This window comes from Hydrotalea sp., from assembly GCF_049968455.1.
GTDB lineage: Bacteria > Bacteroidota > Bacteroidia > Chitinophagales > Chitinophagaceae > Hydrotalea.
Map to the genome: position 1 here is coordinate 75,482 of NZ_JBMFQT010000003.1, position 24,473 is coordinate 99,954.

Consider the following 24,473-nt stretch of genomic DNA (forward strand, 5'->3'; position numbering starts at 1 on the left):
CAAATATTATTAACTTCGTTGAAATTGTAATGCATGAAAATAATATTTTCAGTTCTACTCATAATCGTAATTGAAATGAGCTTTATAGCAGCACCAACTTCTCATATACCGAAGTCTCCCCCAAATAAACCTTCTAATAATATAATCGTTTATACTACCGCAAAAGCAACACCTTATCGAATAACGGCTACAGATAGTTTAACTTTTCATCCAATGGGTCAACCTGTTGAAACACAAGTTTGCGTATTTGTAGATCCCAATAAGAAATTTCAAACAGTTATTGGATTTGGTGGAGCTATCACCGATGCTGCTGCTGAAACATTTTACCAATTACCGGTAGTTACTCAGAAAGAATTATTAAATGCCTATTATAATCCCATAACAGGTATTGGCTATACGATGGCTCGAACCAATATTAATAGCTGTGATTTCAGCAGTAGCAGTTATACTTATGTTGCAGATAATGATAGTAACTTAACTACGTTTTCTATTGCCCACGATCAACAATACAAGATGCCACTGATAAAGGCCGCAGCTAAAACAACCGCTCAACAATTCCATTTATTCGTTTCGCCATGGTCACCTCCTGCCTGGATGAAAGACAATAATAGTATGTTGGAAGGTGGACACCTAAAAAACAATTTTAGAAGTGCATGGGCTAACTATTATGTAAAGTTTATAAAAGCATATGAAGCCAATGGTATTCCTGTTTGGGGATTAACTGTACAAAATGAGCCAATGGCAAAACAAACCTGGGAATCTTGTATTTATACGGCAGAAGCAGAAAGAGATTTTGTAAAGAACTTTTTAGGACCTACTTTACAACGGAATGGCCTTGCTGACAAAAAATTAATTATATGGGATCATAATCGAGACCTGCTTTATCAAAGAGCCAGTACGGTTTTAGAAGATGAAGCTGCAGCCAAATATGTTTGGGGTATAGGCTACCATTGGTATGAAACATGGACCGGCAGCGGCATGGAATTTTTAAATGAACAAAGAGTACATGAAGCATTTCCAAACAAAAATTTAATTTTTACGGAAGGATGTAATGAAAAATTTGATTTTGAAAAGTTGAATGATTGGAGTTTGGGTGAACGATATGGTCACTCTATGATTAATGATTTTAATAATGGCACCGTTGCATGGACAGACTGGAATATTTTACTAAATGAAAAAGGCGGACCTAACCATGTTGGTAATTTTTGTTTTGCCCCAATACATGCAGATACACGCACAGGTAAATTAATTTATACTAACAGTTTTTACTACATAGGTCAATTTTCAAGATTTGTTCATCCAGGTGCTAAAAGAATTATCAGTTCAGCAAATAGAGACCAACTAGAAACAACTGCATTTGAAAATACAGATGGCACTATAGCAGTAATAGTTATGAACCAATCAGATAAACCACTTGGTTATCATTTATGGATACACGGCAATGCTGCATACATAAATAGTTTACCTCATTCTATTGCAAGCATTGTAATTCCCAAAAACAAACTAATCAACTAAAAATATGCACACCATTATTAACAACATTATTCTTACCAGAAAATTCATTCTTTCCATTTGTGAGCCATTAACTGAAGAGCAACTGAATACAACACCTAACGGATTCAACAACAATATAATTTGGAATTTAGGCCATTTAATTGCTGCACAACAAGGTATTTGTTATATCCGATCAGGATTGAATCCAGTTGTGGATGAAAGCATTACAGAATATTTTAAAAGTGGAAGTAAACCCAATAAAATTTTTACTAACGATGAAATTGAAAGCATAAAAAAAACTTTTACATCTTCATTAGAACAATTGAAAAAAGATATTGAAAAAAAACTATTTGTTAATTATGAGCCTTTGCAAACACGTTATGGAGTTAACATTAGCAATATAACTCAAGCCATACAATTTCTACCCTTTCATGAAGGTTTACATGCAGGTACCATTAATGCAATGAAAAGATTAGTGACACTTCACTAATCAGGTTTAACCGATTTGCATTAGTAAAACTTGTATGGATTATTATGCTTTACCCGATATTTAAATAAAAGCAGCGATTCTTTTTGCTTAATTATCTATTAAAAGATAATACTATGGCATGAAACTAACACTGCGTATATGGGTAATAACCATTTTAATGTTAATAACAATTTCGTGCAGAAAACAACTATTGGTATGCACAGGAAATTGTGCTGAAGTAATTATTGCCGGATATGTGCTTGATAAAGGCAAAAATATCGTAATTGCCAATCAGTCAATTACGATACAATTATACCAGAACCAATACTGTATTTTCTGCAGCAAATACAATTTAGGAAGTACCACAACCAACCAACAAGGTTATTTTAAATTACCAATAATTTTAGATACATCATTACTTAAAACCCATCATCTTATTATTTCAACCCCACAACCCAATAATACCGTTCAATATTGCGAACCTAACGGACCAGGCATTGTTCCTCAAACCAATCAATATGCTTCTTATTCATTTTATACATTAGATACAAACCAACTAAATAACTTACAGTTTAATTTTTATTCTAAAACATTACTTACCGTAGAGTTGCATAGAAGGGGTAACTATGCTAATAATACGCCTTACATTGGAATTGAAACGACAATGGACGGCAAAACCGTCTGTGTGGGGGCTTGATTTTAGAGCATCAAATATAGATACTGCCTTAATCTACCATACCGCGATTAATCAGTTTACCAAATTAGTGGTATCTTTTAAAAAAGACACATCAAGTCCCTTTCAATCAATTACAGATTCAGTTTATTGTACAGCAAATGGAGTTAATCGTTTAACAATTACTTATTAATGAGCATAAACTATTACTAAACAACTACATTAATCATTTTACCTTTCACGAAAATGAATTTCTTAATTGGCTTATCTTCTATCCACTTTTGAATTATTTCATTTTGCAATGTAATTTGTTCAACTTCGGCTTGCGAAGCTTCCAAAGAAATAGCAATGGTAGTGCGCAATTTTCCATTTACACTTACCGGGTAAGCTTTTTCACTTTCTACCAAATATTGAGCATTCCATTGGGGGAAATGAGCTTCTACTACTGAAGTAGTATTTCCCAAAACGTGCCACAATTCTTCAGCAACATGTGGTGCATAGGGTGCAAGCATAACTACCAAAGGCTCCAAAATACCTTTATTATGCGTATTTAAATCGCTAAGTTCATTAACACAAACCATGAATGCTGCTACAGCAGTATTAAAAGAAAAGCGCTCTGTATCTTCTTCAATTTTTTTAATGGTTTTGTGTAAAATTTTTAATTGCTGAGGACTAGCCTCATTATCATTCACTAGCAAAGTGCCTTTTGTTTCATCAAAGAACAGGCGCCATAATTTTTTAATGAAACGGTGTACGCCCTCAATACCTTTTGTATCCCAAGGTTTGCTTTGTTCAACCGGGCCTAAAAACATTTCATACATGCGGAAAGTATCGGCACCATATTTAGCTACTAAATCATCGGGGTTAACCGTATTGAATTTAGATTTAGACATTTTTTCTACTTCAACTCCACAGATATATTTACCATCTTCTAAAATAAATTCTGCATTGGCATATTCACCATTGCGCCATTGTTTAAAAGCATTCAAATCAAGCACTACTCCATCAACCATATTTACATCTACGTGTAGGGCGTTAACCTGATATTGCTGCTTTAGCCCTGCAGAAACAAAAGTATTAGTACCTTGAATTCTATATACAAACCTACTACTACCTTGAATCATTCCTTGATTGACCAATTTTTTAAAGGGCTCATCAAACCCAATATAGCCTAAGTCATACAAGGCTTTTGTCCACATACGACTATACAGCAAATGCCCTACGGCATGTTCTGTACCTCCTACATAAACATCTACTTGTCCCCAATAATCACTAATAGCTCTGTCGCAAAATGCGGCATCATTATGCGGATCCATATAACGTAAAAAATACCAACTGCTGCCTGCATAACCGGGCATGGTATTGGTTTCCAAGTTTTGTTCAACCCATTCCGGAATATTCGCCAATGGTCCTTCACCTTCCGGACCAGGGCTATACGTTTTTACATTGGGTAATAAAAGAGGTAATTCAGTTTTAGATAGCGGAACAGCATTTCCGTTAATCCATTTTATTGGGAATGGTTCTCCCCAATAGCGTTGTCTGCTAAATGCTGCATCGCGCATTTTAAAATTCACCTTCCTTTTACCTATACCTAATTTCTCAAGTTCATTTATAACTACCTCTATAGCTATACGCATTGGCATACCGTTTAAAAATCCACTGTTTTCTAAAACAGCATCTTTGGTTGGATTTGCCTCTTGCCCATTAAACGCTGAACCTAATATATTAGTTATAGGAATATTAAAATGTTGAGCAAATTTAAAATCGCGATCATCACCACAAGGAACAGCCATTATTGCACCTGTTCCATAGCCGGCCAATACATATTCAGCTACCCAAATGGGTATACGTTTGTTATTGAATGGATTAATTGCATAAGCACCAGTAAAACAGCCCGATATTTTTTTCTCTGCTTGGCGTTCTCTATCACTTCTACTTTTAACATATGCTAAGTAAGCTTCTATAGCTTGTTTTTGTTCTTTGGTAGTAATAGTATGTACCAATGGTAATTCAGGTGCTATTACCATAAAATCTACCCCAAAAATGGTGTCGGGGCGTGTTGTATACACCCTTAATTTTTCCGTGGAGCCTTCAATAGCAAAATCAATTTCAGCCCCACTACTTTTACCAATCCAATTGGTTTGCATTTCCTTCATAGCCTCACTAAATTCAACAGTCTCTAGTCCTTGTAATAATCTATCGGCATATTCAGTTATACGCAAATACCATTGTCGCAGTTTCTTTTTTTCAACGGGATGCCCCCCTCTTTCACTTACACCATTCACCACTTCATCATTTGCCAAAACTGTTCCCAATGCAGGGCACCAGTTAACTTCACCATAACCACAATAAGCTAAGCGATATTGCATTAGCACGTTTTGCTTTTCACTTTCTGAAAAATTATTCCACTCATTAGCAGTAAAATGTAAGTTATTATTGCCAGGGCATTCATGATGTTGATTACCTTGTTTTGCGAAGGCTGCAATTAGTTCGTTTATCGGAACAGCTTTCTGAAGATTTCTATCAAAAAAACTGTTAAATAATTCAAGAAAAATCCATTGAGTCCATTTATAATAATTGGGATCACATGTCTTAACCTCCCTATTCCAATCGAAAGAAAAACCGATTTTATTTAATTGACTTCGAAAATTTTGAATATTATTTTCTGTAGAAATAGCGGGATGAATACCATGTTCAATAGCATATTGTTCTGCTGGTAAACCAAATGCATCGTAGCCCATAGGATGCAGTACGTTAAAACCTTTTAATCGCTTATATCGAGCAAATATATCACTGGCAATATACCCCAAAGGATGCCCAACATGCAATCCGGCACCACTAGGGTAAGGAAACATATCTAACACATAAAACTTTGGCTTGGATGAATCGTTGGGTACCGCATACACACAGTTTTCATTCCAATATTGCTGCCATTTTTGTTCTAATTCCTTAAAATTGTACTCCATCATACTAACTTGGTATAAAAATCGTTATCGTTGTAAACTGGTATTAAAACTTAAAATTACTGAACAGTTTTTCACAAAGCTTTTTCAAAAAAAAAATTGCGCTATTTTGCAACAAAACTTAATGTAATAGCACAAATGTAAGGCATTGCCGTTCATTTACATTATATTAATATTTAAACTTATAATATGCAGCCAACAAAAAGTTCATCATTAAAAAAAAGTAAACCCAATTATATAAACAGCGTTGTAGGCGTTGCATTAGTATTACTGTTAATGGGTATTATGGGCTGGGTATTTTTAAATTTTGAAAGAGCCGGAAATGCCCTAAAAGAGGATATTAAAGTTCAAATATTTTTACGCACCGCTAACAAAGATTCTATTAGTCAAATGCAGCAGTATATTGTAAGTCAGCCATTTGCTAAAAATGTAGAATATATTGATAAAGAAAAAGCCAAACAAATTTGGAATAAGGACAATAATGAGGATTGGGCAAAAATTTTAGATGCTAACCCCTTGCCGGAAAGTATTGATTTTTATGCCCGTGCTGCCTATGTAAATAAAGATAGCCTTAATAATATTTCTAACCATATTATGACACTATACGGTAATCAAATTACAGAAATTAAATATCCCGGCGAATTGGTAAACAACATTAACGAAAAAGCTACCCGCTTTGGTCTTGCCTTCTTGGTAATTTCATGCATCTTGTGCATCATAGTAATATTTAGTATTGACAACACCATTAAACTGGCAATGTTTAGTAACCGATTTTTAATAAAAACCATGCAAATGGTGGGGGCTACACGTGGTTTCATTGCGCGTCCAATGGATATAAAAGCCATTATTAATGGTTTTATTAGTGCCATTATTGCCATTATTCTTTTGTATGGAATCATTAGCTGGATTGAAAATCAAGTGCCTCAACTAAAGGTTATTCACGATAATACCTTAAACTTTATTTTATTCGGGGGAATGATTTTGGTTGGAGTTGCCATTTCATTATTCAGTACACACAGAAGTGTAATAAAGTATCTTAAAATGAAATTAGACGATTTATACTAGCCCAGAATCCTAAAAAATTAATATTTTAACACGCATTAATGCTTGGGTTTCTTATATTGCGTGCCTAACTGAATGAATATTACTACCATGACAGATAAAAAAAATGCTCCGGTAAAAGAAATGCCACCACTTTTTGGCAAAAAAAACTATCAATTAATGATTATTGGTGCCATTATCATTATTATTGGCATGTTTTTAATGAGTGGCGGAAAAAATGAAGACCCCAATAAATTTGATTATAATTTGGTATATAGCACCACACGTGTAACCATTGCACCAATTACAATTATTTTGGGATTGGTTATTGAAATTTTTGCCATCTTAAAAAGACCCTCGGTATAAAAAAATTCATTATACAGTAAAAGCGATGTTTCGGCATCGCTTTTTTATTATTCATTTTTTTAATTAGTTAACCAGCATTTTAAAAATTATGAACCTAATACAAGCCATTATTGAAGGAGTAATAGAAGGAGTAACGGAATTTTTACCCGTTTCATCAACCGGGCATATGATTATTGCCAGTTCTGCCATGCATATTGAAAAAGATGCTTTTACCAAAATGTTTGAAATTGCCATTCAGTTGGGGGCCATTTTATCAGTAGTAGTTATATATTGGCGAAAATTTTTCGATTTTAGTCGTTGGCAGTTTTACGTTAAGTTAATTGTTGCAGTTATTCCCGCTTTAGTATTAGGTAAATTATTTTCCGACAAGATTGATGTTTTATTGGAAAGCCCGCTTACTGTAGGCATTACCCTTTTAGCAGGTGGAATTATTTTATTGTTCATTGACAAATTTTTCAGCAATAACAATATTAGTAGCGATGAGAAAATAAGTTATCCCAAAGCATTCATTATTGGCATTTGGCAATGTTTAGCCATGATTCCGGGAGTAAGCAGAAGTGCTGCCAGCATTATTGGAGGAATGCAACAAAAATTAAACCGAAAACTGGCAGCCGAATTTTCTTTTTATTTAGCTGTACCCACAATGGCAGCTGCTACAGGTTATAAAATGTTGAAAACATGGAAAGAAAATCCTGAAGTAGTAACCAACTCTCAAAATTTAAAACTTTTAGCTATAGGTAATGTAGTGGCATTTGTGGTAGCCATGTTAGCCATTAAATTTTTTATTACTTACTTACAAAAGCATGGATTTAAGTTATTTGGCTGGTACAGAATAATTGTGGGCGTTATTGTTTTAGCATTAATTTACTCTGGCAACTTATAATTTTGGCTAATTATAATTTTATACCTTGTAGCTTAATCATTTTTTAAAATAAAGCAAAAGGTACATGCAAACAGCACCTAAAAAAGTAATCAATGGTTGGGCCATGTACGATTGGGCAAACAGTGCCTACAATTTGGTAATTACCTCCACCATATTTCCTGCATACTATGATGCTATTACAACCCTTACTGATAAGGCAGGTAATATTATTAGCCATAAAGTTCGTTTTGCAGGTATTAAAATTGAAAGTGCCTCATTATACAATTATGCTTTAGCATTTGCCTATTTTGTCATTGCAATTATTTCACCCATTTTATCATCTATAGCCGACTATAAGGGTAACAAGAAAGCTTTTATGCAATTTTTTTGCTACTTAGGTTCTGTTGCCTGCTGTACTTTATTTTGGTTTACTAAAAACACATTAAGCTTAGGCATCATTGCATGCATATTAGCTGCTATTGGCTATTGCGGAAGCCTGGTTTTTTACAATGCCTACTTACCAGAAATTGCTGCTGAAAATGACAGAGACGATGTAAGTGCCAAAGGTTTTGCCTATGGCTATGTAGGCAGTGTTATTTTGCAAATATTTTGTTTTGTATTTGTATTAAAACCTGAATGGTTTGGCATAACAGATGCCGGATTTGCTCCACGATTATCTTTTTTATTGGTAGGACTTTGGTGGATGGGTTTTGCCCAAATAACTTTCGCAAGTTTACCTAAAAGCGCTGCGAATAAAACACTGCAACAAAAACAAATCATATATCATGGATTTAGCGAATTAAAAAAAGTTTGGCAACAGGCAAAACAAATGCCTGTACTTAAAACTTTTTTATTGGCTTTTTTCTTTTACAGCATGGGCGTTCAAACAGTAATGTTGGCAGCTACCTTATTTGGTAGTCAGGTGTTACAAATGGCTACCAGTAATTTAATTGCTTGTATACTTATCATTCAAATTGTAGCCATTGGTGGCGCTTATATTATGGCTAAACTTTCCGACAAATTTGGCAACTTTAAAATATTATTATTCGTAGTAATTATTTGGATAGCCGTTTGCGTTGCCGCATATTTTATAACAACTGAATTACAATTTTATGTTGTTGCCGGCGTAGTTGGCTTAGTAATGGGTGGAATTCAATCATTGAGTCGTTCTACCTATTCCAAAATAATGCCCGAAACAAAAGATACTGCTTCATTTTTTAGTTTTTATGATGTAACAGAAAAGATTGCCATTGTTATTGGCATGTTTAGTTTTGGCTTTATTCAACAAATAACAGGCAACATGCGTAATTCAATTATTGCGTTAATGGTATTTTTTATCATTGGCATGTTACTATTACTCAATATTATTACAAAAAAAACAACCCCAAATGAAATTAAAGAAGTACCAATGGCAATATAATTACTGCTGTACTTTTGTTGTAGTTTAAAATATTTTTTATGAAATTACATACCATAGAAACCGGAAATTTTAAGTTAGATGGTGGTGCGATGTTTGGCGTAGTACCAAAAACTATTTGGCAAAAATTAAATCCTTCCGATGAAAATAATCTTTGCAACTGGGCTATGCGTTGTTTATTAATTGAAGATGGAAATAAGTTAATTTTGGTTGACAATGGCATTGGTAATAAACAAGATGCAAAATTTTTCTCACATTATTATTTGAATGGAGATGCTAGTTTGGATAAATCGTTACATCAATTAGGATTTCACAAAAATGATATAACAGATGTATTTTTAACACATTTACATTTTGATCATTGTGGAGGAAGTATATCGTTAGAAAACGGCCAATTGGTTCCAACATTTAAAAATGCAACTTATTGGAGCAATGAAGCTCATTGGGAGTGGGCAACAAAACCGAATGCCAGAGAAAAGGCCTCTTTTTTAAAAGATAATATCCTACCCATTCAACAAAGTGGGCAACTACAATTTATTTCAACAGGCAGAATAGATGAACCGGTTACAGCACCATTCTATAACAATATTTCAATTTTATTTGCCGACGGACATACCAATAAAATGATGCTACCGCAAATAAAATATAAAGGCCATACCGTTGTATTCATGGCCGACTTATTACCATCTATTGCCCACATCCCTTTGCCTTATGTAATGGCCTATGATATGTTTCCATTAACTACCCTAAATGAAAAAGAATATTTTTTGAATAAAGCTCTGAAAGAAAATTATATATTATTTTTTGAACATGACATTCAAAACGAATGTTGCAATTTAATCAATACCGAAAAAGGTATCCGGCATAATGAAACATTCCGACTTCGAGATCTGTAATTGTTTCCCTTAATGAAATGCAATCATTGATGACAAAGGGTGGCGTAAATTGCGATATTGCATCATATCAACTTTTACGCTACCCACTACAATGGGGCTTTCAATACGCAATGGTATATGGTTGGCATCGTCTGATACCCAAACATTCATTTTCTCACCACCTGTAAAAATGGTGCCCTTTACTAATAGTGGTCTAAATTTTATAGCTCTAAATTTACCATATTTCGTTTTAATAACCTCTTTGCCTAAATAACGAATATAAAGTGGGTAAACTTGGTTATCTAAAAACATATCGAAAGGAATTTTATCATCCACCTTATAACTATTAAAATCTAAATTTCGAGCATAATAAATAGAACTTAAAACATCTTGTATGCAACTGGGCACTTTATATACTCCCTTTGCAGTTATGGCAGTATTGGTTTGTTGATTAAAAGTTACATTTTCATAAGTTTTATACCCGCCTTCATCTACATTCCTTATAAACTTATAGGGTTGTAAACTAGCCGTATCAATATAAGACTCATAACGATCACGTACTTTAAAAATCCAGTCATAACTTGGGTTTGAGCTTCCCGTACCTACTACATGATAAACATCTTTATTATTTAATTTTTCAAGATAGGTAGTAAAATTGGCCGTTCCTGCATTGACATAAATACCAATTACGGAATAAAAAATGGTGTATGAAATGCTTTCGCCATGTTCAAAAGCAAAGTTTCTAACACCACACAACTCCTCACCGGCCCTAAGTGGGAAAGAGGCAGCAAGGGTAAATAAAATTATTACAAATTTCTTCATGCAGATTCCTCCTCGAAAATATTAAAATATAATTATTAATACTTATACAATTTTTTCAGTAAATAGTTGATACATTATTGTCTTATTTTTTCATTAGGCTGTTTTTTAAATAGCCGAATATTCAAAACGAATAATGCACCCACTATTGCCGGAATAACCCTATTCATTAACCAAATTGCAGTTGTCGCTAACAATATACCAATCATATTATTACTAACCATACCAAATAACTGCAAACTAATTACTCCACGAATGCCAACCTCGGCAATAGCAATTGTTGGAATAATGGCCAATACCAAAAAAAACAAAGCCGTTATAGCTACCAATTGAAATATTTGTGCATGCACTCCACATAATTGCAACATTAACACATACTGCACTAGGAAAATTACAAAACGAAAGCCAGAATATGTTAAAACTGTTGTTAATTTATACCAATGCAAATGCGTGATGTTTTCAAAGTAATATCTATATTTTTTAAAATAAGGTAATTGAACAAAATATTGGGTAAGGTGCGATAAACGATAATAAATTAGTAACAGAATTAGCGTAGAGGCGAATATAATTATATTGAAATAAGTTAACGAAATAGGCAAAATTACAGTAATGATATGAAAAGCATGAGGCAATTGTTTCCACAAATATGCCACTGCAATAACGCCTGCAAAAAAGGTAATGCATAGTTGACTTAAACTGGCAATAATATTTAAAATTAGCGAACGCCCCCTATTCCCTTCTTGTGCATACATCATTCTACCTGCAAACTCACCAATGTTGTTTGGAGAAGCAATTGCTAATGCCTGACCCGTTAGTATGGCTTTATAGGCATGCCAAAAATTAGTTTTTTCAATTGTTTGCAATAAAATTTGCCATTTTTTTGCTTCAATTGCCCAATTAAAAAAAGTTAATAATATAATTACCGGTAAATTCCAATTATTTGTTCCGTTTATTGAATTAACCCATAAATGAAAAACCTCATTCAAATTGTTTTGCGACTGTATTTGATGATAAATAACAATGGCTAACCAAATGAACAATATTGGTCCGAGGAAATAATTAATAAGTATTTTAAATTGCCTGCTCAGAACTATTTAATTTAGCACAAAGTAATAAAGTAATAAGTAAAAAATCATATTCAGTTGCTAATAGGCAAAGTACAAACTTATTTTACGTTTTAGCATTTGAAGGTAATACTCAATTCATTGATTAAAACAATCATGCAAACAAAAACTACTATTTTAGGCGTTGACCCCGGCTCGCAACTAATGGGCTATGCCCTATTAGAAATACAAAATAATAAGCCGGCCCTTATTACTATGGATGTAATAAGCCTTACAAAGTATGATGACATATATGAACGTTTAGAAAAAATTCATACTAAAATCAGTAGTCTTATTAGCAATTACCAACCTAAAATGTTTGCTATTGAAGCTCCTTTTTTTGGAAAGAATGTTCAAAGTATGCTAAAGCTGGGACGTGCACAGGGTGTTGCTATTGCCGCTGCCATGCAATACAAAATTCCAGTTACTGAATATTCACCTAAAAAAGTAAAACAATCAATTACCGGAAATGGAAATGCTAGTAAGGAACAAGTTTGGAGAATGTTGCAACAAATTTTACAAATACAAGAAGTACCAAAATATTTAGATGCATCGGATGCTTTAAGTGTGGCATTATGCCACTACTATCAGACGCATAGTGTATTGGGACAAACGCAACAAAAATTTAAAAACTGGGAGCATTACATTCAATTACAAGAAAAAAAAATAACAAAAAAATAGTGCACTTGTTGCATATTTATTTAAAGGTATTTTAATATATTTTGTTGCACTGTTTCTAATTCATCTTCACTTAGTTTTAGTTTATGCTCTAATAAATGAATATCATGCATGCCATTCATTGGAATTAAATGTATGTGTGCATGAGGTACCTCAAATCCCAATGTTACTATATTTACCCTATTGCAGGGGTATGCTTTTTGAATTGCGTGAGCAATTGGTTGAGCGAAGGGCAGAATTTCTGCCAAATAATCAGTTGGAAGTTCAAATAATTTATCCGTTTCAATTTTAGGAATAACTAAGGTATGTCCCTTTGTGAATGGAAAAATGTCCAAAAAAGCATAAAACCGGTCGCTTTCTGCAATTTTATAAGAGGGTATTTCGCCGTTGATAATTTTAGAAAACAATGTCATACAGTCGAATTTAAAATATTTGATTGAAGTTACAATACCTTGACAAAACTAAAAAAGCCTCGTTTTCTAAATTGTACACGAGGCTTTTAAAAGCATAAAATTATTAAATGGTAATATTCTCAACTTTAAACTTAATCATACCGGCCGGTGCCTGAATTTCAGCAATTTCACCAACTGATTTACCTAGCAAACCTTTACCTATGGGTGAGCTAGCAGAAATTTTCCCTTCTTTTAAATTAGCTTCTTTCTCTCCTACAATTTGGTAGGTAAAGGTTTTTTTAGTAGCCATATTAACAACAGTTACTTTAGTAAGTACTGCCACCCTACTAGTATCAATTGATTCAGGATCAACAATTTTTGAATTGGCAATTATCCCTTCCAGTTGTTTAATACGGGCCTCTAATAACCCTTGCGCTTCTTTAGCTGAATCGTATTCCGCATTTTCTTTTAAATCGCCTTTCTCGCGTGCCTCAGCAATGGCTCGGGCAGCCGCAGGTCTGTCAACTGATTTCATGCGTTGTAGTTCCTCGCGCATTTTTTCAAAAGTTTCTTTTGTTACATATTCACTCATAGCCAACTTTTTTTAATAGACATAAAAAAAATACAACGCCACATAATAAATATGCAGCGTTGCGCAACTACAAAAATAAGCAATTTCATGAAAAAAAACTTTATCTAAAGAAATTTTGCTGTTAATGTGATACAAACTTCAATAGTTGGTCAAATTCTTTAACATTCATTTTTTTAAGCTAAAGCCCAACTAAGTAATAGATTTGTTGTTATTGAACATTATGGAATCAATTATTGAGGTTCAAAGACTTACAAAACAATTTGGACATATTACCGCGGTCGATAATCTTTCATTTGAAGTACCTAAGGGGTCAATATTTGGATTTTTAGGACAAAATGGTGCGGGTAAAAGCACTACTATTCGCATGCTAATGTCATTAATCAGCCCTACTTCTGGGCAAATTCATTTTTTGGGAATGCCTTTATTGGAAAAACGAAAAGTTATTTTAAAACAAATTGGTGCCATTATTGAAAAACCTGATTTATATGGATATTTAAGCGCATATGATAACTTAAAAATGTTTGCACGACTACATGAGTTACAACTAACTAAATCGCAACTAACTCATCAACTTGAGCTGGTTGGTTTGGCGCATCGGGCTAGTAGTAAAGTGAAAACCTTTTCGCAAGGAATGAAACAAAGGCTAGGTTTAGCCATAGCATTAATGCACAACCCTTCATTAATTGTGTTAGATGAGCCCACCAATGGTTTAGACCCGCAAGGCATAGCAGATATTCGTCAATTAATTATGCAATTGAATACCGAGCGCCAAATCACAGTTTTTCTTTCGTCGCATTTACTTTCAGAGATAGAGCAAATTGCTACACACATATTAATTATTGACAAAGGGAAAAAAGTAATTACAGATAGTGCCAAAGCCTTGTTTAATCCTGCCGATACTATTGTTGAAATAAATACAAATGATAACTTGAATGCATTAGCCCACTTACAAAATTCACAATGGCAACATAACTTACAAATAAACCGTGGACCCAATATTTTTTTAAAAATGCATTATAACCAAATTCCCGAACTAAATAAATTTTTATTCGAACGCGGTGTTCAGTTACTACTACTACAACCTCGCCACAGTCTTGAAGATTATTTTTTACAAGTAACATCTACCATTGAATAAACAATATTTTCAACTATAATTTTTATTTATGCTGACTTTACTGCAAGTTGAACTATATAAAATTTTTAAACGTCCGCGCACCTATATTTCATTTATTGCCATTGCAGCATTAATAGGCATTATACAACTAGGTTTAAAATTAGATGGAGATGCCTATGTAAGTTTTGTTATGAATAATGTTGAACAATCATTTGTATTTCAAGGTAAACTATTAAATGGTTATTTAGTTTGTTATATTATATTACAATTACTACTGGTACATGTTCCGTTACTTATTGCATTAGTTGCTGCCGATATGGTAAGTGGTGAAGCCAATATTGGAACCCTTCGTTTATTATTAACCCAACCTGTTAGTCGTAATGAAATAATACTATCTAAATTTTTTGCTACGGCTATATATACTTTTCTTTTATTGGTTTGGATGGCCATTTTAGCATTGTTTGTAAGTATGTGGTTATTTGGTACCGATGATTTAATTATTCAAAAAACCAGGTATTTGGTACAGCTAAGCCGAGATGATGTTTTTTGGCGCTATTTAGGCGCTTTTGGATTCGCTTTACTGGCCATGTTAACTGTTGCTGCTTTGGGTTTCCTGCTGTCAATTTTTGCCGATAATTCAATTGGACCCATTGTTGCAACCATTAGCATTATCATCTTTCTTACTATATTAAGTACTATGAGCATCCCTATCTTTCAAAAAATTCAGCCTTATTTATTTACTACACATATGGTTGCATGGAAGGAATTTTTTGACTTAAAAGTTAACGCCGATAATACTGCAATCAACGGAACCATACAAAACAAACAACAAATCATTGAATCCGCAGGAATTCTTATACTTCATATAGTAATTTTCATAGGTATAGCAATGTTTACATTTAAAAGAAAAGATATTTTAACTTAATGTATTTAAAATAATCGTTATGAGATATTTGAAAACCTTATTGCTTATATTATTAACTATATCTGTTGCTAAAGCTCAGGATGAAACCCCATTGATTGAAAAATTAAAACAAAAACTAAATCAGGTACATGAATATGTTGCATTTGGAAAAATGAAAACCGATGTAGCATTTATTAAAGCTCCTATAGGTAATGTAAAAATGTATTATCAACAACCCAACCATTTTAAGTTGGTACGTAACGGAGGAATTTCCATTTTGCCAAAAGGAGGCATATCTATTAATATGAATGCCATTATTTCCGTTAATAACTATGTGGCTTTATCAGCAGGGAATACAATGGTAGATGGATTTCCAACTAAAATTGTTAAGCTTTTACCCATGAATGAAAATAATGATATTGTTTTAACAACATTGTACATTGATGAAAAAAACTTACTAATTCGAAAAGCCATTACCACCACTAAAGAAAACGGTACTTATCAAATTGCCATGCAATATGGGCAATACAGTAACTGGGGCCTTCCCAATAAAGTTATTTTTACTTTTAATACACAAGATTATAAAATTCCAAAAGGTGTTACACTTGAAATGGATGAAGCTTTAACAGATGAGGATAGAAAAAGAATGCAACAAAAAAATGGAAGAGTGGAAATTGATTATACCTCATATACTATCAATAAAGGATTACCATCCGGCATATTTAATTAATCTAGTAAACGGACACTTGCCAACTTCTTTCAAAAACACAAGCGGCAGCAAGTCGTTCTATGCCTTCTTTTTCTGATAGTTGCTGTGTCGTATTTTCACTGTCAGCAATTCCACACCAAGGTTCAATGCAAACAAAATCTGCATCTTTGGCCGCCCAAACACCTAAATAAGGAAAGTGGTGATATGTGAAAGTTAAGCCATGTTCATTTTGATTATTTCTTAATTGAATAATACTTGATTGCAAATGTTTAAACACAAGTGCATCGCCGTAAAACAGCGATTTTTTCAAGTCAATTTTATTATTATTATTAAAAAAAGGTACGGGCTGTGTTTGTATTAATCCGTCTGCAGTTAAAGGCCATATACCCGCATTTTCATAATGGTTAAATACAAGCGAATATTGCTCATAGTCCGTATTCTCTGTTAATGGCACTGCAAATGCCGGATGTGCACCTAATGAAAAATACATTTCATTTGCACCTGTATTTTTTACTGTGTAAGTAACGCTTAAAGCATTATTCTTTAATGTGTAATGTACAATTAATAGAAATGGAAAAGGATAAACACTCAATGTGTCAGCATTACTTTTTAGCATAAAACGAATTGAAGTTTCATCCAACTTTTCCACAACAAATAACATATCACGGGCAAACCCATGCCTATTTAATTGATAAGCCTTCTGCTGATAATAATAGGTGTTGTTTTTTAAAGTGCCAACAATGGGAAACAAAATGGGGCTTTTCTTGCCCCAAAAAGCAGCATCGCCCTTCCACAAATATTCCAGTTCGGTTGATGTATTGAATATACTTTGCAGTTCAGCACCTTTATCGGAAATCTGAACTTTCAATACATCGTTGTGAATAGTATATACAGCCATACTTTTCTAACATTTATTCTTCAACTTTTTCATCAACAGCATTGGCTAAAATTCTGGCACTCATTTTCTTCATTGGGTTAGCACGGGCATCTTTATATCCCTGACGCGTACGAATAATGTCTACTGCCTCAAAAATAGCAGCTAAAAATGAAGTAGGATCAGCCTTTCCTTTGCCGGCAATATCAAAGGCGGTGCCATGATCGGGGCTGGTGCGAATAGCAGGTAATCCTGCAGTATAATTAATACCTTCACCAATGGCTAACGATTTAAAAGGAATTAAGCCTTGATCGTGGTACATAGCTAAAACAGCATCAAAACTTTTATACTGTCCTCTGGCAAAGAAAGCGTCTGCACTATATGGTCCAAAAACCAGCAGGTTAGCTGCTTTCAATTCTTTTATGGCAGGCTTAATTACTGTTTCTTCTTCATTACCTATTAACCCTTCATCGCCTGCGTGTGGATTAAGCCCTAAAACTGCAATTCTGGGTTTTTCAATTCCAAAATCGGTTTGAAGGCTTTGATGCATGATTTTTATTTTTCTGGTAATATTTTCAATAGTAATATGTTCAGCAATATTTTTTACCGGAATATGTTCGGTTAAAACAGCCACACGCATATTTTCAGCCACCATCATCATTACTACATCATTCACCTGAAACTGATCTTTTAAATATGGCGTATGACCACTATAATTAAATTTTTCAGATTGAATGTTTTTTTTATGAATAGGTGCTGTTACCAAACCTTGAATCTGTCCATCTTTTAATGCTTTTACAGCCATTTCTAATGAACGATAAGCATATTCTCCACCAATATTATTCAACACACCAGGCTGAATAGCTACTTCATCTTCCCAACAACTAAACAGGTTTACCTGCTTGTGGCTAAGCTTGGTTAAATCTTTGGTAGTATTGTAATTGAAATTGTAATCAGGCAAACTCTTTCTGTAAAAATTAATGCTTTTGTTACCTGAAAAAACCACAGGAATGCAAATATCCAGTATTCTATGGTCGGATAATGATTTAATAATTAATTCAATACCTATGCCATTTAAATCGCCGGAAGTAACACCTATAACAGGTTTTTGCAATTCATTACTCATGTTGAAATACATTAAAGGGTAAAGTTAAGGAGATTAGTGCGTGAAAGTGCTATTATAATTCCCTACATTATATTAAGTTGTGCCTGCACAATTGGTTATTTTTGCAACAATGGAATACCAATTAAAAAAATCGCTGGGGCAACATTTTTTGGTGAATGAGGTCATCTGTAAAAAAATTGTTGCAGCATTACAAAAAAACCGCTTTAGTCAATTGCTGGAAGTGGGCCCCGGTGGTGGTGCATTAACTAAGTATTTACTTGATATTCCTAATATTGACTTTAAAGCAGTTGAATTAGATACAGAGAAAATAGCTTATTTAGAAAAAACCTATCGCCAAATTCAACAAAAAATTATTCATGCCAGCATTTTGGAAATGGATATTCCTTTTGAAAATGATTTTACCGTAATCGGAAATTTTCCATATAACATCTCATCGCAAATTCTATTTAAAATTCTGGAATGGAAACAACAAGTACCCGTTGTAATTGGCATGTTTCAAAAAGAAGTAGCACAAAGAGTAGCAGCAAAACCAAACAGTAAAACTTATGGAATTTTAAGTGTATTAATACAAGCATTTTATGATGTTGAATACCTATTTAGTATTGAACCCACAGCTTTTAAACCGCCGCCGAAAGTAATGAGCGGTGTAATTGAACTACAAAGAAAAGCAGTTGTAGAAGATATGTTAAGCGAAAAACATTTTTTTCTGTTGGTAAAAACTGCTTTTAATCAACGAAGAAAAATGTTACGCAATGCCGTAAAAAACTTATTTGAAGCTGATACTTTACAGGATGAAATTTTTAATAAACGTGCCGAACAATTATCAGTTACCGATTTTGTGCAACTTACTTTTAAAATGAAGTATTCATTATAAATATTTACAGATAGCAAAGCTGAAACCATGCATCCACAAGTAATTATTACCGCTAAATGTCATCCTATTTTAAATGAAACACTTGAAAAAAATGGATGGGAAGTAATATATAAACCTGGCATTCAATATAAAGAACTATTAGCTATAATTGGAAAAGCCAATGGTTTAATTGTTACCACCAAGTTGGCAATTGATAAACCAATGCTTGATGCTGCGGAAAATCTAAAATGGATTGGCAGATTGGGCAGTGGTATGGAAATGATTGATGTACCCTATGCAGAAAGTAAACATATTATTTGTGTAAGTAGCCCTGAAGGTAATAGAAATGCCGTAGCTGAACAAGGATTAGGTATGTTATTGAATTTAATGAACAACATTACCAAAAGCTATATGGAAGTCAAAAATGGAATTTGGCAAAGAGATGCTAACAGAGGCGAAGAATTGTATGGAAGAACAGTTGGCATTATAGGATATGGCAATAACGGTAGTGCATTTTCGGAATTATTAGAACCGTTTAAAGTTACCGTATTAGCCTACGATAAATATAAATCAGCCTTTGCAAAAGGCTATATTCATGAAGCAAATATGGAACAAATTCAACGGTATGCCGATGTAATTAGCTTACATGTGCCTTTAACGGATGAAACTTACCATTTAGCAGACACCCATTTTTTTAACAAACTTCAACGCACTCCTTATTTCTTAAATCTTTGCAGGGGTAAAGTAACCAACACAGCAGCACTCATTGAAGCATTAAAAAATAAAAAAATTAAAGGCGCTGCTTTGGATGTTTTAGAGAATGAACAATTAAATAATTATAATGCTCAGGAAAAAGAACAATTAAATTGGCTTTTACAACAGCCTAATGTGTTAATAACGCCACATATAGCGGGTTACAGCCACGAAGCATTATACAAAATGGCAACCGTAGTTTTAACTAAATTAGGATTCAAATATTAAGCACTTACGATTTTCCGGCATTTAAATATTCTTGTAATGCTTTTACATAGGCTTCAAAAGCCTCAATTCCCTTAGGGGTAATTTTACAAGTAGTTAAAGGATAATTATTGCTAAATTTTTTTTCTACTTCAACATAACCGGCTTCTTTTAGCTTTTGTATTTGAACAGACAGGTTACCCGCAGTAGCATTTGTTTTTTCTTTTATAAAAGAAAAATCGGCTTCTTTTACACTAATTAGTAAACTGATTACCGCAAGCCTTAATTGTGAGTGTAATATTGGATCTAGATCTTTAAACATTGCCCATTTGTTGCTTTACATACCTGTTACGCAAAATTAATCCGGGAATTAGCCAACTTACAATAACTGCAATTGCTTGCAATAAAAAATCGAATGTAGTATTTAAAAACAAGGATGCCACAAAACATAACATACATAATATTCCACCTAATATCATAGGTTTAAACTTCCGAATAAAACCGGTAGCTAATGTTGGAAAAGCATAAATGAGTAAAAACAACGAATTACTGCTTAATACAAATGGTACAATTTCTTTTAATTCACCAGTCTGTGTATTTTTAATCAGTAACAACTGCTGCTCATTCAACATAAGCTGTTTAGAAATGTTTCCAATAAGATTCAAATAAAGAATTAATCCAAATAAAACAAGGGCAAATGTACTCCATACTGCATTCATAGACGCCTCACTATAGGTTTCAATTGTCCTTTTACGGCGATTATTCCATACAATAAATAACTGAGGTATAATCGCAATTAATGACAATATCCAAATATCAAAACCGATGTTAAAATGAAAATACAACTGCAGAAAACTCATTAAGCTGCAAAACCCAATTACACTACCCCATAAAATAGCACCACTTCCACTTTCATGAAAATGCGATTTTACCTTACCAATCATTTCGGTAATAATTTGTAAGCTTTCCGCTTCAGTTAATTGGTGTTCGTTTTGCATAGCTAAGGCTAATTTAGTGCTAATATAATAGCTTATTACCGGTACAACAAATTGATAATAAGCTATTATACATAAACGACATCATACAAAATAAAATCCCAAATAAGCTAACTGCATTTCATAACGTCTATTACTGTTTTCCTAAAAATGTAGAACAAGCTTATCGACATTTGGAAATAATTTGTTCTACCATTTCTTTTCCCCAAACCGGATTAAATGCATTTGCTGGTTTAAATTCAACATATAAAGCCGAGGCTTTTTGAGCCAAAGGCAATGCTGTTTTACAACCGCCACCTAATTGCTCTGGTGTATTAATCAGGTTATTAGCTTGAATGGTATATGGCCTTGGATTGGTGCTATCTTGTTGCTTAGCCATTTCCAAATAATGATTGGATTCGGCATTGTATTGCATCCATCTGTTTTGCGGATCAACCAACATTTTTGCCGTTGCAATCATACTTTTTACACAACTTAGTTCACTGTTGTTTTGTATTGCTACAGCTTTGTTGGCTAACTCAGAAGCTTCATCGGCTAAAGCATCAGAATTTCCGGCTTGCATAAAACTCAACTGCGCTTTTATTAATGCGGCATAATAATAGGGTTGCCATTTATCTTTTTCCACATTCGCTATTCGTTCAAATTTCAATTCAACTGCAGCAAGGCTATTGGCATCTTTTACCTGCCCAAATTCTTGCAAAGTTGAAGCCATTGCTGTTTCATACTTTCCATTTTGGGCGTTTACTTTCAATACCATCATCGAAACAAATAAAATAAAGATTTTTTTCATAAAAATAAAATTTAATGATTTAAAAATAATTGAAGAGAATTTATAGATTGTTGTTAATAGCATCTTGCGATCTGTCGACACCCCAACTTAAAAAGCATCCGATAAAAAAGAATTGTTTGATAGGCGGATGAATGGCTACCTTATTCATACCATTGGCTGAATAATTATAACTAAAGGTTTGCGTATTATTCAGCAGATTGGTTACACTTACTACCCAAACCACATAAGTTTTTGCATTAGGTTTACCTAAATTGGGTAAATAATTTAAACTAAATCCAAGATTATGGTAAGCCGGCGTTTTACCTTCATCAGCTAACACATATTTGGGGGGTGTGTTTACAGATTGTATATTGTAATAAGGCCTTCCGGTAGCAAAAGTGTAAGTAAAATTGAAGCCCGTTTTTAAGGATGTTATAAATTTTTTTGTTACTAAATTAAATGTATGCGGCGTAGTATATCCCGGTTGTAATGTTTGCGGGTAATTTAAGTAATTACGCTCAGTGTTAAGATAGCTGTAGCTTATCCAGTAATCAAAATTTTTAAATGTTTTCTTATCGCGCCAAAACAATTCAATACCTTTCGCAAATCCATAACCGTTAGTACTTGTATCAGGAATGGTTTTTACTAATTGTTGGTATTGCTTGTAATAAGCTTCAATACGGAAGGTTTGTAAATTGGTGGTTTTAATATAATTAACTAAATAATGAGTTGCCTTCATATAATTGAGTTGCGGCAATTTTTCGGAATACTCAATAAAATAGTTGTTTTCGGGTGTTTGAAAAAAAATACCGTACGCTGCACTCATTTGAGCATGTTTACCCGTTTTGAGTGCTAAAGCCAAGCGAGGGGCTATATTCCAACTTTGGATAAGCGAAGCATATTCAGCCCTTCCTCCAATTTTTGCAGCAAGGCCATTGGTTACATGCACGTCAGCTTCTGCGAAATAAGCATTGTAATGATTGTTGATAATAGAAGTGTAATTATTGTAACGTAAATTTTGATGATTATACCAATAATCAGTACCCATACGAATAACATTCAATCCGGTTAGTTTTTTTTCAAACACTGCCCTAAACTGTGTATAGCTTTGTTGATTGTTTAGTTGAAAAGATTTCGCATCCAATATCGGCATTCCAATAACAACCGAATTATTGTTTGCATCTTGCAACTGCTGATGAATTTTATCATTATTGATGGCAAAACTGAAGCCTGCATTCAGTTTCCAGCCCTTGCCAAAATTTTCCCGCCAGGTAATATTGTTATACCAATTAATATTTTTTAATTGAAAAGCATCTTTTAAATTTAAACTATCAATATCCACATTGCGAATACCTAATTGATTGGCGCCGAAAGTGGAATAATATTTTATCATACCTCCGCGCTTGGTTTTCACCCTAAAATTAACATCGGCAGTGTGAAATTGCGGTACAATAAAATAATCGGGCTTTTGAGATAGGATGGCGAAATAGGGCGTTAAATTGGTATATCCATAATTAAAGCCGTAGGAAGCTTTTTTATTTTTTGTAAGTTGCTGTGTACCTGCTCCTAAAAACACAGAGGTAATAGAAGCACTTACTTCTGATTTTTCAGGTAAATCAACACTTTCTAATAACAAAACAGACGACAATGCCTGTCCGTAAATAGCCGAATAACCGCCCGTACTAAATACATTTCCTTTAAACAAAGATGGCGCAAAACGACCACGGGCAGCTATACCAGGAGAACTGGCATAGTAAGGATTATTGACCACCATTCCATCAATATATTGTTTGGTTTCATATCCTTCACCGCCGCGTACAAATAAACCTTCTTGTTCACCCACCTGCTGTGCACCGGGCAAGGTTTTAATTGAAGCGGTAACATCTGCATTGGCTCCCCCCGTAGTATACATATCGAGTGTCGATAATACTGTTGCAGCTCTTTTTTTGTCACCTGCAGCAAAACTGCCCGCCGTAACCGATACCGCTTTTAATTCTGAAACCTCCTCTCTTAATTCAAAATGAAGGTTTATGATAGCATTTAATGATGTACCCAATAATACTTTCTCTTGTTTAATTGTATAGCCCATTATTTTGGCCTCTACAACTTTATCGCCTTTTTCAAAAGTAACAAATGCAAATTGGCCTGTGCTATCGGAAATAGTACCATCATAAGTGCCCAATAAGGATATTCCCACACCATGCAAGGGATGGCCTTTTAAATCCGTAACTAAGCCGGTAACCTTTGTTTGTGCCTTTGTTAAAGGAGCCGTGAATAACCCCAAAATAATGAGGGGTATAAAAAAAGTTCTCATATACTCAAACAGTTTAACGACACAAACGTAAAGTAGTTTATTTTATAAATCAAATTATTTTATAAAATAGTACTTAAAGATGACTGTTGAAACAGAGCGGTATTTAGGAAGAAT

The 24,473-nt window shown here is 33.7% G+C and carries 25 protein-coding genes; 14 read left to right on the plus strand and 11 right to left on the minus strand.

The genetic code is table 11. The features are described from left to right. Positions 1–33: 33 nt before the first annotated feature. From ACP5P5_RS02970 to ACP5P5_RS02980, 3 genes are all read left to right on the plus strand, one after another. The gene (locus ACP5P5_RS02970) at positions 34–1,515 is read left to right on the plus strand and encodes a glycoside hydrolase family 30 protein (protein WP_428284626.1); all 1,482 of its coding nucleotides are present in this window, start codon (positions 34–36) and stop codon (positions 1,513–1,515) included. Positions 1,516–1,519: 4 nt separating this feature from the next. Then, positions 1,520–1,984, plus strand: a complete 465-nt coding sequence (locus ACP5P5_RS02975) for a DinB family protein (protein ID WP_428284627.1) — start codon at positions 1,520–1,522, stop codon at positions 1,982–1,984. Positions 1,985–2,102: 118 nt separating this feature from the next. After that, positions 2,103–2,660, plus strand: coding sequence for a hypothetical protein (locus tag ACP5P5_RS02980; RefSeq protein ID WP_428284628.1), 558 nt, complete (start codon positions 2,103–2,105; stop codon positions 2,658–2,660). Between the two features lie 185 nt (positions 2,661–2,845). Here the strand turns inward: ACP5P5_RS02980 and leuS are convergent, their stop codons facing one another. Continuing rightward, positions 2,846–5,605, minus strand: a complete 2,760-nt coding sequence (gene leuS, locus ACP5P5_RS02985) for a leucine--tRNA ligase (RefSeq protein ID WP_428284629.1) — start codon at positions 5,603–5,605, stop codon at positions 2,846–2,848. 183 nt (positions 5,606–5,788) lie between these two features. On the opposite strand from leuS, the gene ACP5P5_RS02990 reads away from it, so the two are divergent. From ACP5P5_RS02990 to ACP5P5_RS03010, 5 genes are all read left to right on the plus strand, one after another. Beyond that, positions 5,789–6,664 carry a cell division protein FtsX gene (locus ACP5P5_RS02990; protein ID WP_428284630.1) on the plus strand — a complete coding sequence of 292 codons (876 nt, stop codon included), beginning with the start codon at positions 5,789–5,791 and terminating at the stop codon, positions 6,662–6,664. Between the two features lie 87 nt (positions 6,665–6,751). Further along, positions 6,752–7,006, plus strand: coding sequence for a DUF3098 domain-containing protein (locus ACP5P5_RS02995; RefSeq protein WP_428284631.1), 255 nt, complete (start codon positions 6,752–6,754; stop codon positions 7,004–7,006). 88 nt (positions 7,007–7,094) lie between these two features. After that, positions 7,095–7,889 carry an undecaprenyl-diphosphate phosphatase gene (locus ACP5P5_RS03000; protein ID WP_428284632.1) on the plus strand — a complete coding sequence of 265 codons (795 nt, stop codon included), beginning with the start codon at positions 7,095–7,097 and terminating at the stop codon, positions 7,887–7,889. Between the two features lie 64 nt (positions 7,890–7,953). Continuing rightward, the gene (locus ACP5P5_RS03005) at positions 7,954–9,288 is read left to right on the plus strand and encodes an MFS transporter (RefSeq protein ID WP_428284633.1); all 1,335 of its coding nucleotides are present in this window, start codon (positions 7,954–7,956) and stop codon (positions 9,286–9,288) included. Positions 9,289–9,326: 38 nt separating this feature from the next. Further along, entirely contained in the window at positions 9,327–10,181 is an 855-nt protein-coding gene (locus ACP5P5_RS03010) for an MBL fold metallo-hydrolase (RefSeq protein ID WP_428284634.1), read from the plus strand. A gap of 9 nt (positions 10,182–10,190) precedes the next feature. On the opposite strand, the gene ACP5P5_RS03015 is transcribed toward ACP5P5_RS03010, so the two are convergent. Then, on the minus strand, positions 10,191–10,982 hold the full coding sequence (locus ACP5P5_RS03015) for a DUF3108 domain-containing protein (protein ID WP_428284635.1): 792 nt from the start codon (positions 10,980–10,982) through the stop codon (positions 10,191–10,193). Between the two features lie 74 nt (positions 10,983–11,056). Further along, entirely contained in the window at positions 11,057–12,019 is a 963-nt protein-coding gene (locus tag ACP5P5_RS03020; RefSeq protein ID WP_428284636.1) for a hypothetical protein, read from the minus strand. A 180-nt stretch (positions 12,020–12,199) separates the two neighbouring features. On the opposite strand from ACP5P5_RS03020, the gene ruvC reads away from it, so the two are divergent. Then, the gene (gene ruvC / locus ACP5P5_RS03025; protein ID WP_428284637.1) at positions 12,200–12,763 is read left to right on the plus strand and encodes a crossover junction endodeoxyribonuclease RuvC; all 564 of its coding nucleotides are present in this window, start codon (positions 12,200–12,202) and stop codon (positions 12,761–12,763) included. Between the two features lie 20 nt (positions 12,764–12,783). Here the strand turns inward: ruvC and ACP5P5_RS03030 are convergent, their stop codons facing one another. Then, the gene (locus tag ACP5P5_RS03030) at positions 12,784–13,173 is read right to left on the minus strand and encodes an HIT family protein (protein WP_428284638.1); all 390 of its coding nucleotides are present in this window, start codon (positions 13,171–13,173) and stop codon (positions 12,784–12,786) included. 103 nt (positions 13,174–13,276) lie between these two features. Beyond that, a complete protein-coding gene (gene greA / locus ACP5P5_RS03035) occupies positions 13,277–13,744 on the minus strand; it encodes a transcription elongation factor GreA (RefSeq protein ID WP_428284639.1) in 468 nt (155 codons plus the stop codon). 220 nt (positions 13,745–13,964) lie between these two features. On the opposite strand from greA, the gene ACP5P5_RS03040 reads away from it, so the two are divergent. From ACP5P5_RS03040 to ACP5P5_RS03050, 3 genes are read left to right on the plus strand one after another with little or no spacing between them, the layout of a single operon-like run. Beyond that, positions 13,965–14,879: an ABC transporter ATP-binding protein gene (locus ACP5P5_RS03040; RefSeq protein WP_428284640.1), complete on the plus strand. Its 915-nt coding sequence runs from the start codon at positions 13,965–13,967 to the stop codon at positions 14,877–14,879. A 28-nt stretch (positions 14,880–14,907) separates the two neighbouring features. Continuing rightward, entirely contained in the window at positions 14,908–15,783 is an 876-nt protein-coding gene (locus tag ACP5P5_RS03045; protein WP_428284641.1) for an ABC transporter permease, read from the plus strand. 19 nt (positions 15,784–15,802) lie between these two features. Then, a complete protein-coding gene (locus ACP5P5_RS03050; protein ID WP_428284642.1) occupies positions 15,803–16,492 on the plus strand; it encodes a hypothetical protein in 690 nt (229 codons plus the stop codon). Between the two features lies 1 nt (position 16,493). Here the strand turns inward: ACP5P5_RS03050 and ACP5P5_RS03055 are convergent, their stop codons facing one another. Both ACP5P5_RS03055 and pdxA read right to left on the minus strand, forming a co-directional pair. Continuing rightward, a complete protein-coding gene (locus tag ACP5P5_RS03055; protein ID WP_428284643.1) occupies positions 16,494–17,369 on the minus strand; it encodes an aldose 1-epimerase family protein in 876 nt (291 codons plus the stop codon). Between the two features lie 13 nt (positions 17,370–17,382). Beyond that, positions 17,383–18,471, minus strand: coding sequence for a 4-hydroxythreonine-4-phosphate dehydrogenase PdxA (pdxA, locus tag ACP5P5_RS03060; protein ID WP_428284644.1), 1,089 nt, complete (start codon positions 18,469–18,471; stop codon positions 17,383–17,385). Between the two features lie 79 nt (positions 18,472–18,550). Here pdxA and rsmA point away from each other — a divergent pair, with 79 nt between their 5' ends. Together rsmA and ACP5P5_RS03070 are read left to right on the plus strand one after the other, a co-directional pair. Further along, on the plus strand, positions 18,551–19,345 hold the full coding sequence (gene rsmA / locus ACP5P5_RS03065) for a 16S rRNA (adenine(1518)-N(6)/adenine(1519)-N(6))-dimethyltransferase RsmA (RefSeq protein WP_428284645.1): 795 nt from the start codon (positions 18,551–18,553) through the stop codon (positions 19,343–19,345). A 27-nt stretch (positions 19,346–19,372) separates the two neighbouring features. Continuing rightward, positions 19,373–20,305, plus strand: a complete 933-nt coding sequence (locus ACP5P5_RS03070) for an NAD(P)-dependent oxidoreductase (protein WP_428284646.1) — start codon at positions 19,373–19,375, stop codon at positions 20,303–20,305. 4 nt (positions 20,306–20,309) lie between these two features. On the opposite strand, the gene ACP5P5_RS03075 is transcribed toward ACP5P5_RS03070, so the two are convergent. The 4 genes from ACP5P5_RS03075 to ACP5P5_RS03090 form a co-directional block, all read right to left on the minus strand. Continuing rightward, on the minus strand, positions 20,310–20,603 hold the full coding sequence (locus ACP5P5_RS03075; RefSeq protein ID WP_428284647.1) for a winged helix-turn-helix domain-containing protein: 294 nt from the start codon (positions 20,601–20,603) through the stop codon (positions 20,310–20,312). Then, on the minus strand, positions 20,596–21,279 hold the full coding sequence (locus ACP5P5_RS03080; protein ID WP_428284648.1) for a hypothetical protein: 684 nt from the start codon (positions 21,277–21,279) through the stop codon (positions 20,596–20,598). The genes ACP5P5_RS03075 and ACP5P5_RS03080 overlap by 8 nt, the downstream gene beginning before the upstream one ends. A gap of 160 nt (positions 21,280–21,439) precedes the next feature. After that, the gene (locus tag ACP5P5_RS03085) at positions 21,440–22,066 is read right to left on the minus strand and encodes a hypothetical protein (RefSeq protein WP_428284649.1); all 627 of its coding nucleotides are present in this window, start codon (positions 22,064–22,066) and stop codon (positions 21,440–21,442) included. Between the two features lie 40 nt (positions 22,067–22,106). Then, positions 22,107–24,359 (minus strand): TonB-dependent receptor, encoded by a 2,253-nt coding sequence (locus ACP5P5_RS03090; RefSeq protein ID WP_428284650.1) that lies wholly within the window; start codon positions 24,357–24,359, stop codon positions 22,107–22,109. Between the last annotated feature and the right edge of the window lie 114 nt (positions 24,360–24,473).

Coding starts and splice junctions, on each gene's coding strand:
- ACP5P5_RS03030 (WP_428284638.1), bottom strand. CDS start 13,173: ATGACATTGTTTTCTAAAATTATCAACGGCGAAATACCCTCTTATAAA.
- ACP5P5_RS02970 (WP_428284626.1), top strand. CDS start 34: ATGAAAATAATATTTTCAGTTCTACTCATAATCGTAATTGAAATGAGC.
- ACP5P5_RS03010 (WP_428284634.1), top strand. CDS start 9,327: ATGAAATTACATACCATAGAAACCGGAAATTTTAAGTTAGATGGTGGT.
- ACP5P5_RS02995 (WP_428284631.1), top strand. CDS start 6,752: ATGACAGATAAAAAAAATGCTCCGGTAAAAGAAATGCCACCACTTTTT.
- ACP5P5_RS03070 (WP_428284646.1), top strand. CDS start 19,373: ATGCATCCACAAGTAATTATTACCGCTAAATGTCATCCTATTTTAAAT.
- ACP5P5_RS02990 (WP_428284630.1), top strand. CDS start 5,789: ATGCAGCCAACAAAAAGTTCATCATTAAAAAAAAGTAAACCCAATTAT.
- greA (WP_428284639.1), bottom strand. CDS start 13,744: ATGAGTGAATATGTAACAAAAGAAACTTTTGAAAAAATGCGCGAGGAA.
- leuS (WP_428284629.1), bottom strand. CDS start 5,605: ATGATGGAGTACAATTTTAAGGAATTAGAACAAAAATGGCAGCAATAT.
- pdxA (WP_428284644.1), bottom strand. CDS start 18,471: ATGAGTAATGAATTGCAAAAACCTGTTATAGGTGTTACTTCCGGCGAT.
- ACP5P5_RS03045 (WP_428284641.1), top strand. CDS start 14,908: ATGCTGACTTTACTGCAAGTTGAACTATATAAAATTTTTAAACGTCCG.
- ACP5P5_RS03055 (WP_428284643.1), bottom strand. CDS start 17,369: ATGGCTGTATATACTATTCACAACGATGTATTGAAAGTTCAGATTTCC.
- ACP5P5_RS03005 (WP_428284633.1), top strand. CDS start 7,954: ATGCAAACAGCACCTAAAAAAGTAATCAATGGTTGGGCCATGTACGAT.
- ACP5P5_RS03040 (WP_428284640.1), top strand. CDS start 13,965: ATGGAATCAATTATTGAGGTTCAAAGACTTACAAAACAATTTGGACAT.
- ACP5P5_RS03050 (WP_428284642.1), top strand. CDS start 15,803: ATGAGATATTTGAAAACCTTATTGCTTATATTATTAACTATATCTGTT.
- ACP5P5_RS03090 (WP_428284650.1), bottom strand. CDS start 24,359: ATGAGAACTTTTTTTATACCCCTCATTATTTTGGGGTTATTCACGGCT.
- ACP5P5_RS02975 (WP_428284627.1), top strand. CDS start 1,520: ATGCACACCATTATTAACAACATTATTCTTACCAGAAAATTCATTCTT.
- ACP5P5_RS03015 (WP_428284635.1), bottom strand. CDS start 10,982: ATGAAGAAATTTGTAATAATTTTATTTACCCTTGCTGCCTCTTTCCCA.
- ruvC (WP_428284637.1), top strand. CDS start 12,200: ATGCAAACAAAAACTACTATTTTAGGCGTTGACCCCGGCTCGCAACTA.
- ACP5P5_RS03000 (WP_428284632.1), top strand. CDS start 7,095: ATGAACCTAATACAAGCCATTATTGAAGGAGTAATAGAAGGAGTAACG.
- ACP5P5_RS02980 (WP_428284628.1), top strand. CDS start 2,103: ATGAAACTAACACTGCGTATATGGGTAATAACCATTTTAATGTTAATA.
- ACP5P5_RS03080 (WP_428284648.1), bottom strand. CDS start 21,279: ATGCAAAACGAACACCAATTAACTGAAGCGGAAAGCTTACAAATTATT.
- ACP5P5_RS03075 (WP_428284647.1), bottom strand. CDS start 20,603: ATGTTTAAAGATCTAGATCCAATATTACACTCACAATTAAGGCTTGCG.
- ACP5P5_RS03085 (WP_428284649.1), bottom strand. CDS start 22,066: ATGAAAAAAATCTTTATTTTATTTGTTTCGATGATGGTATTGAAAGTA.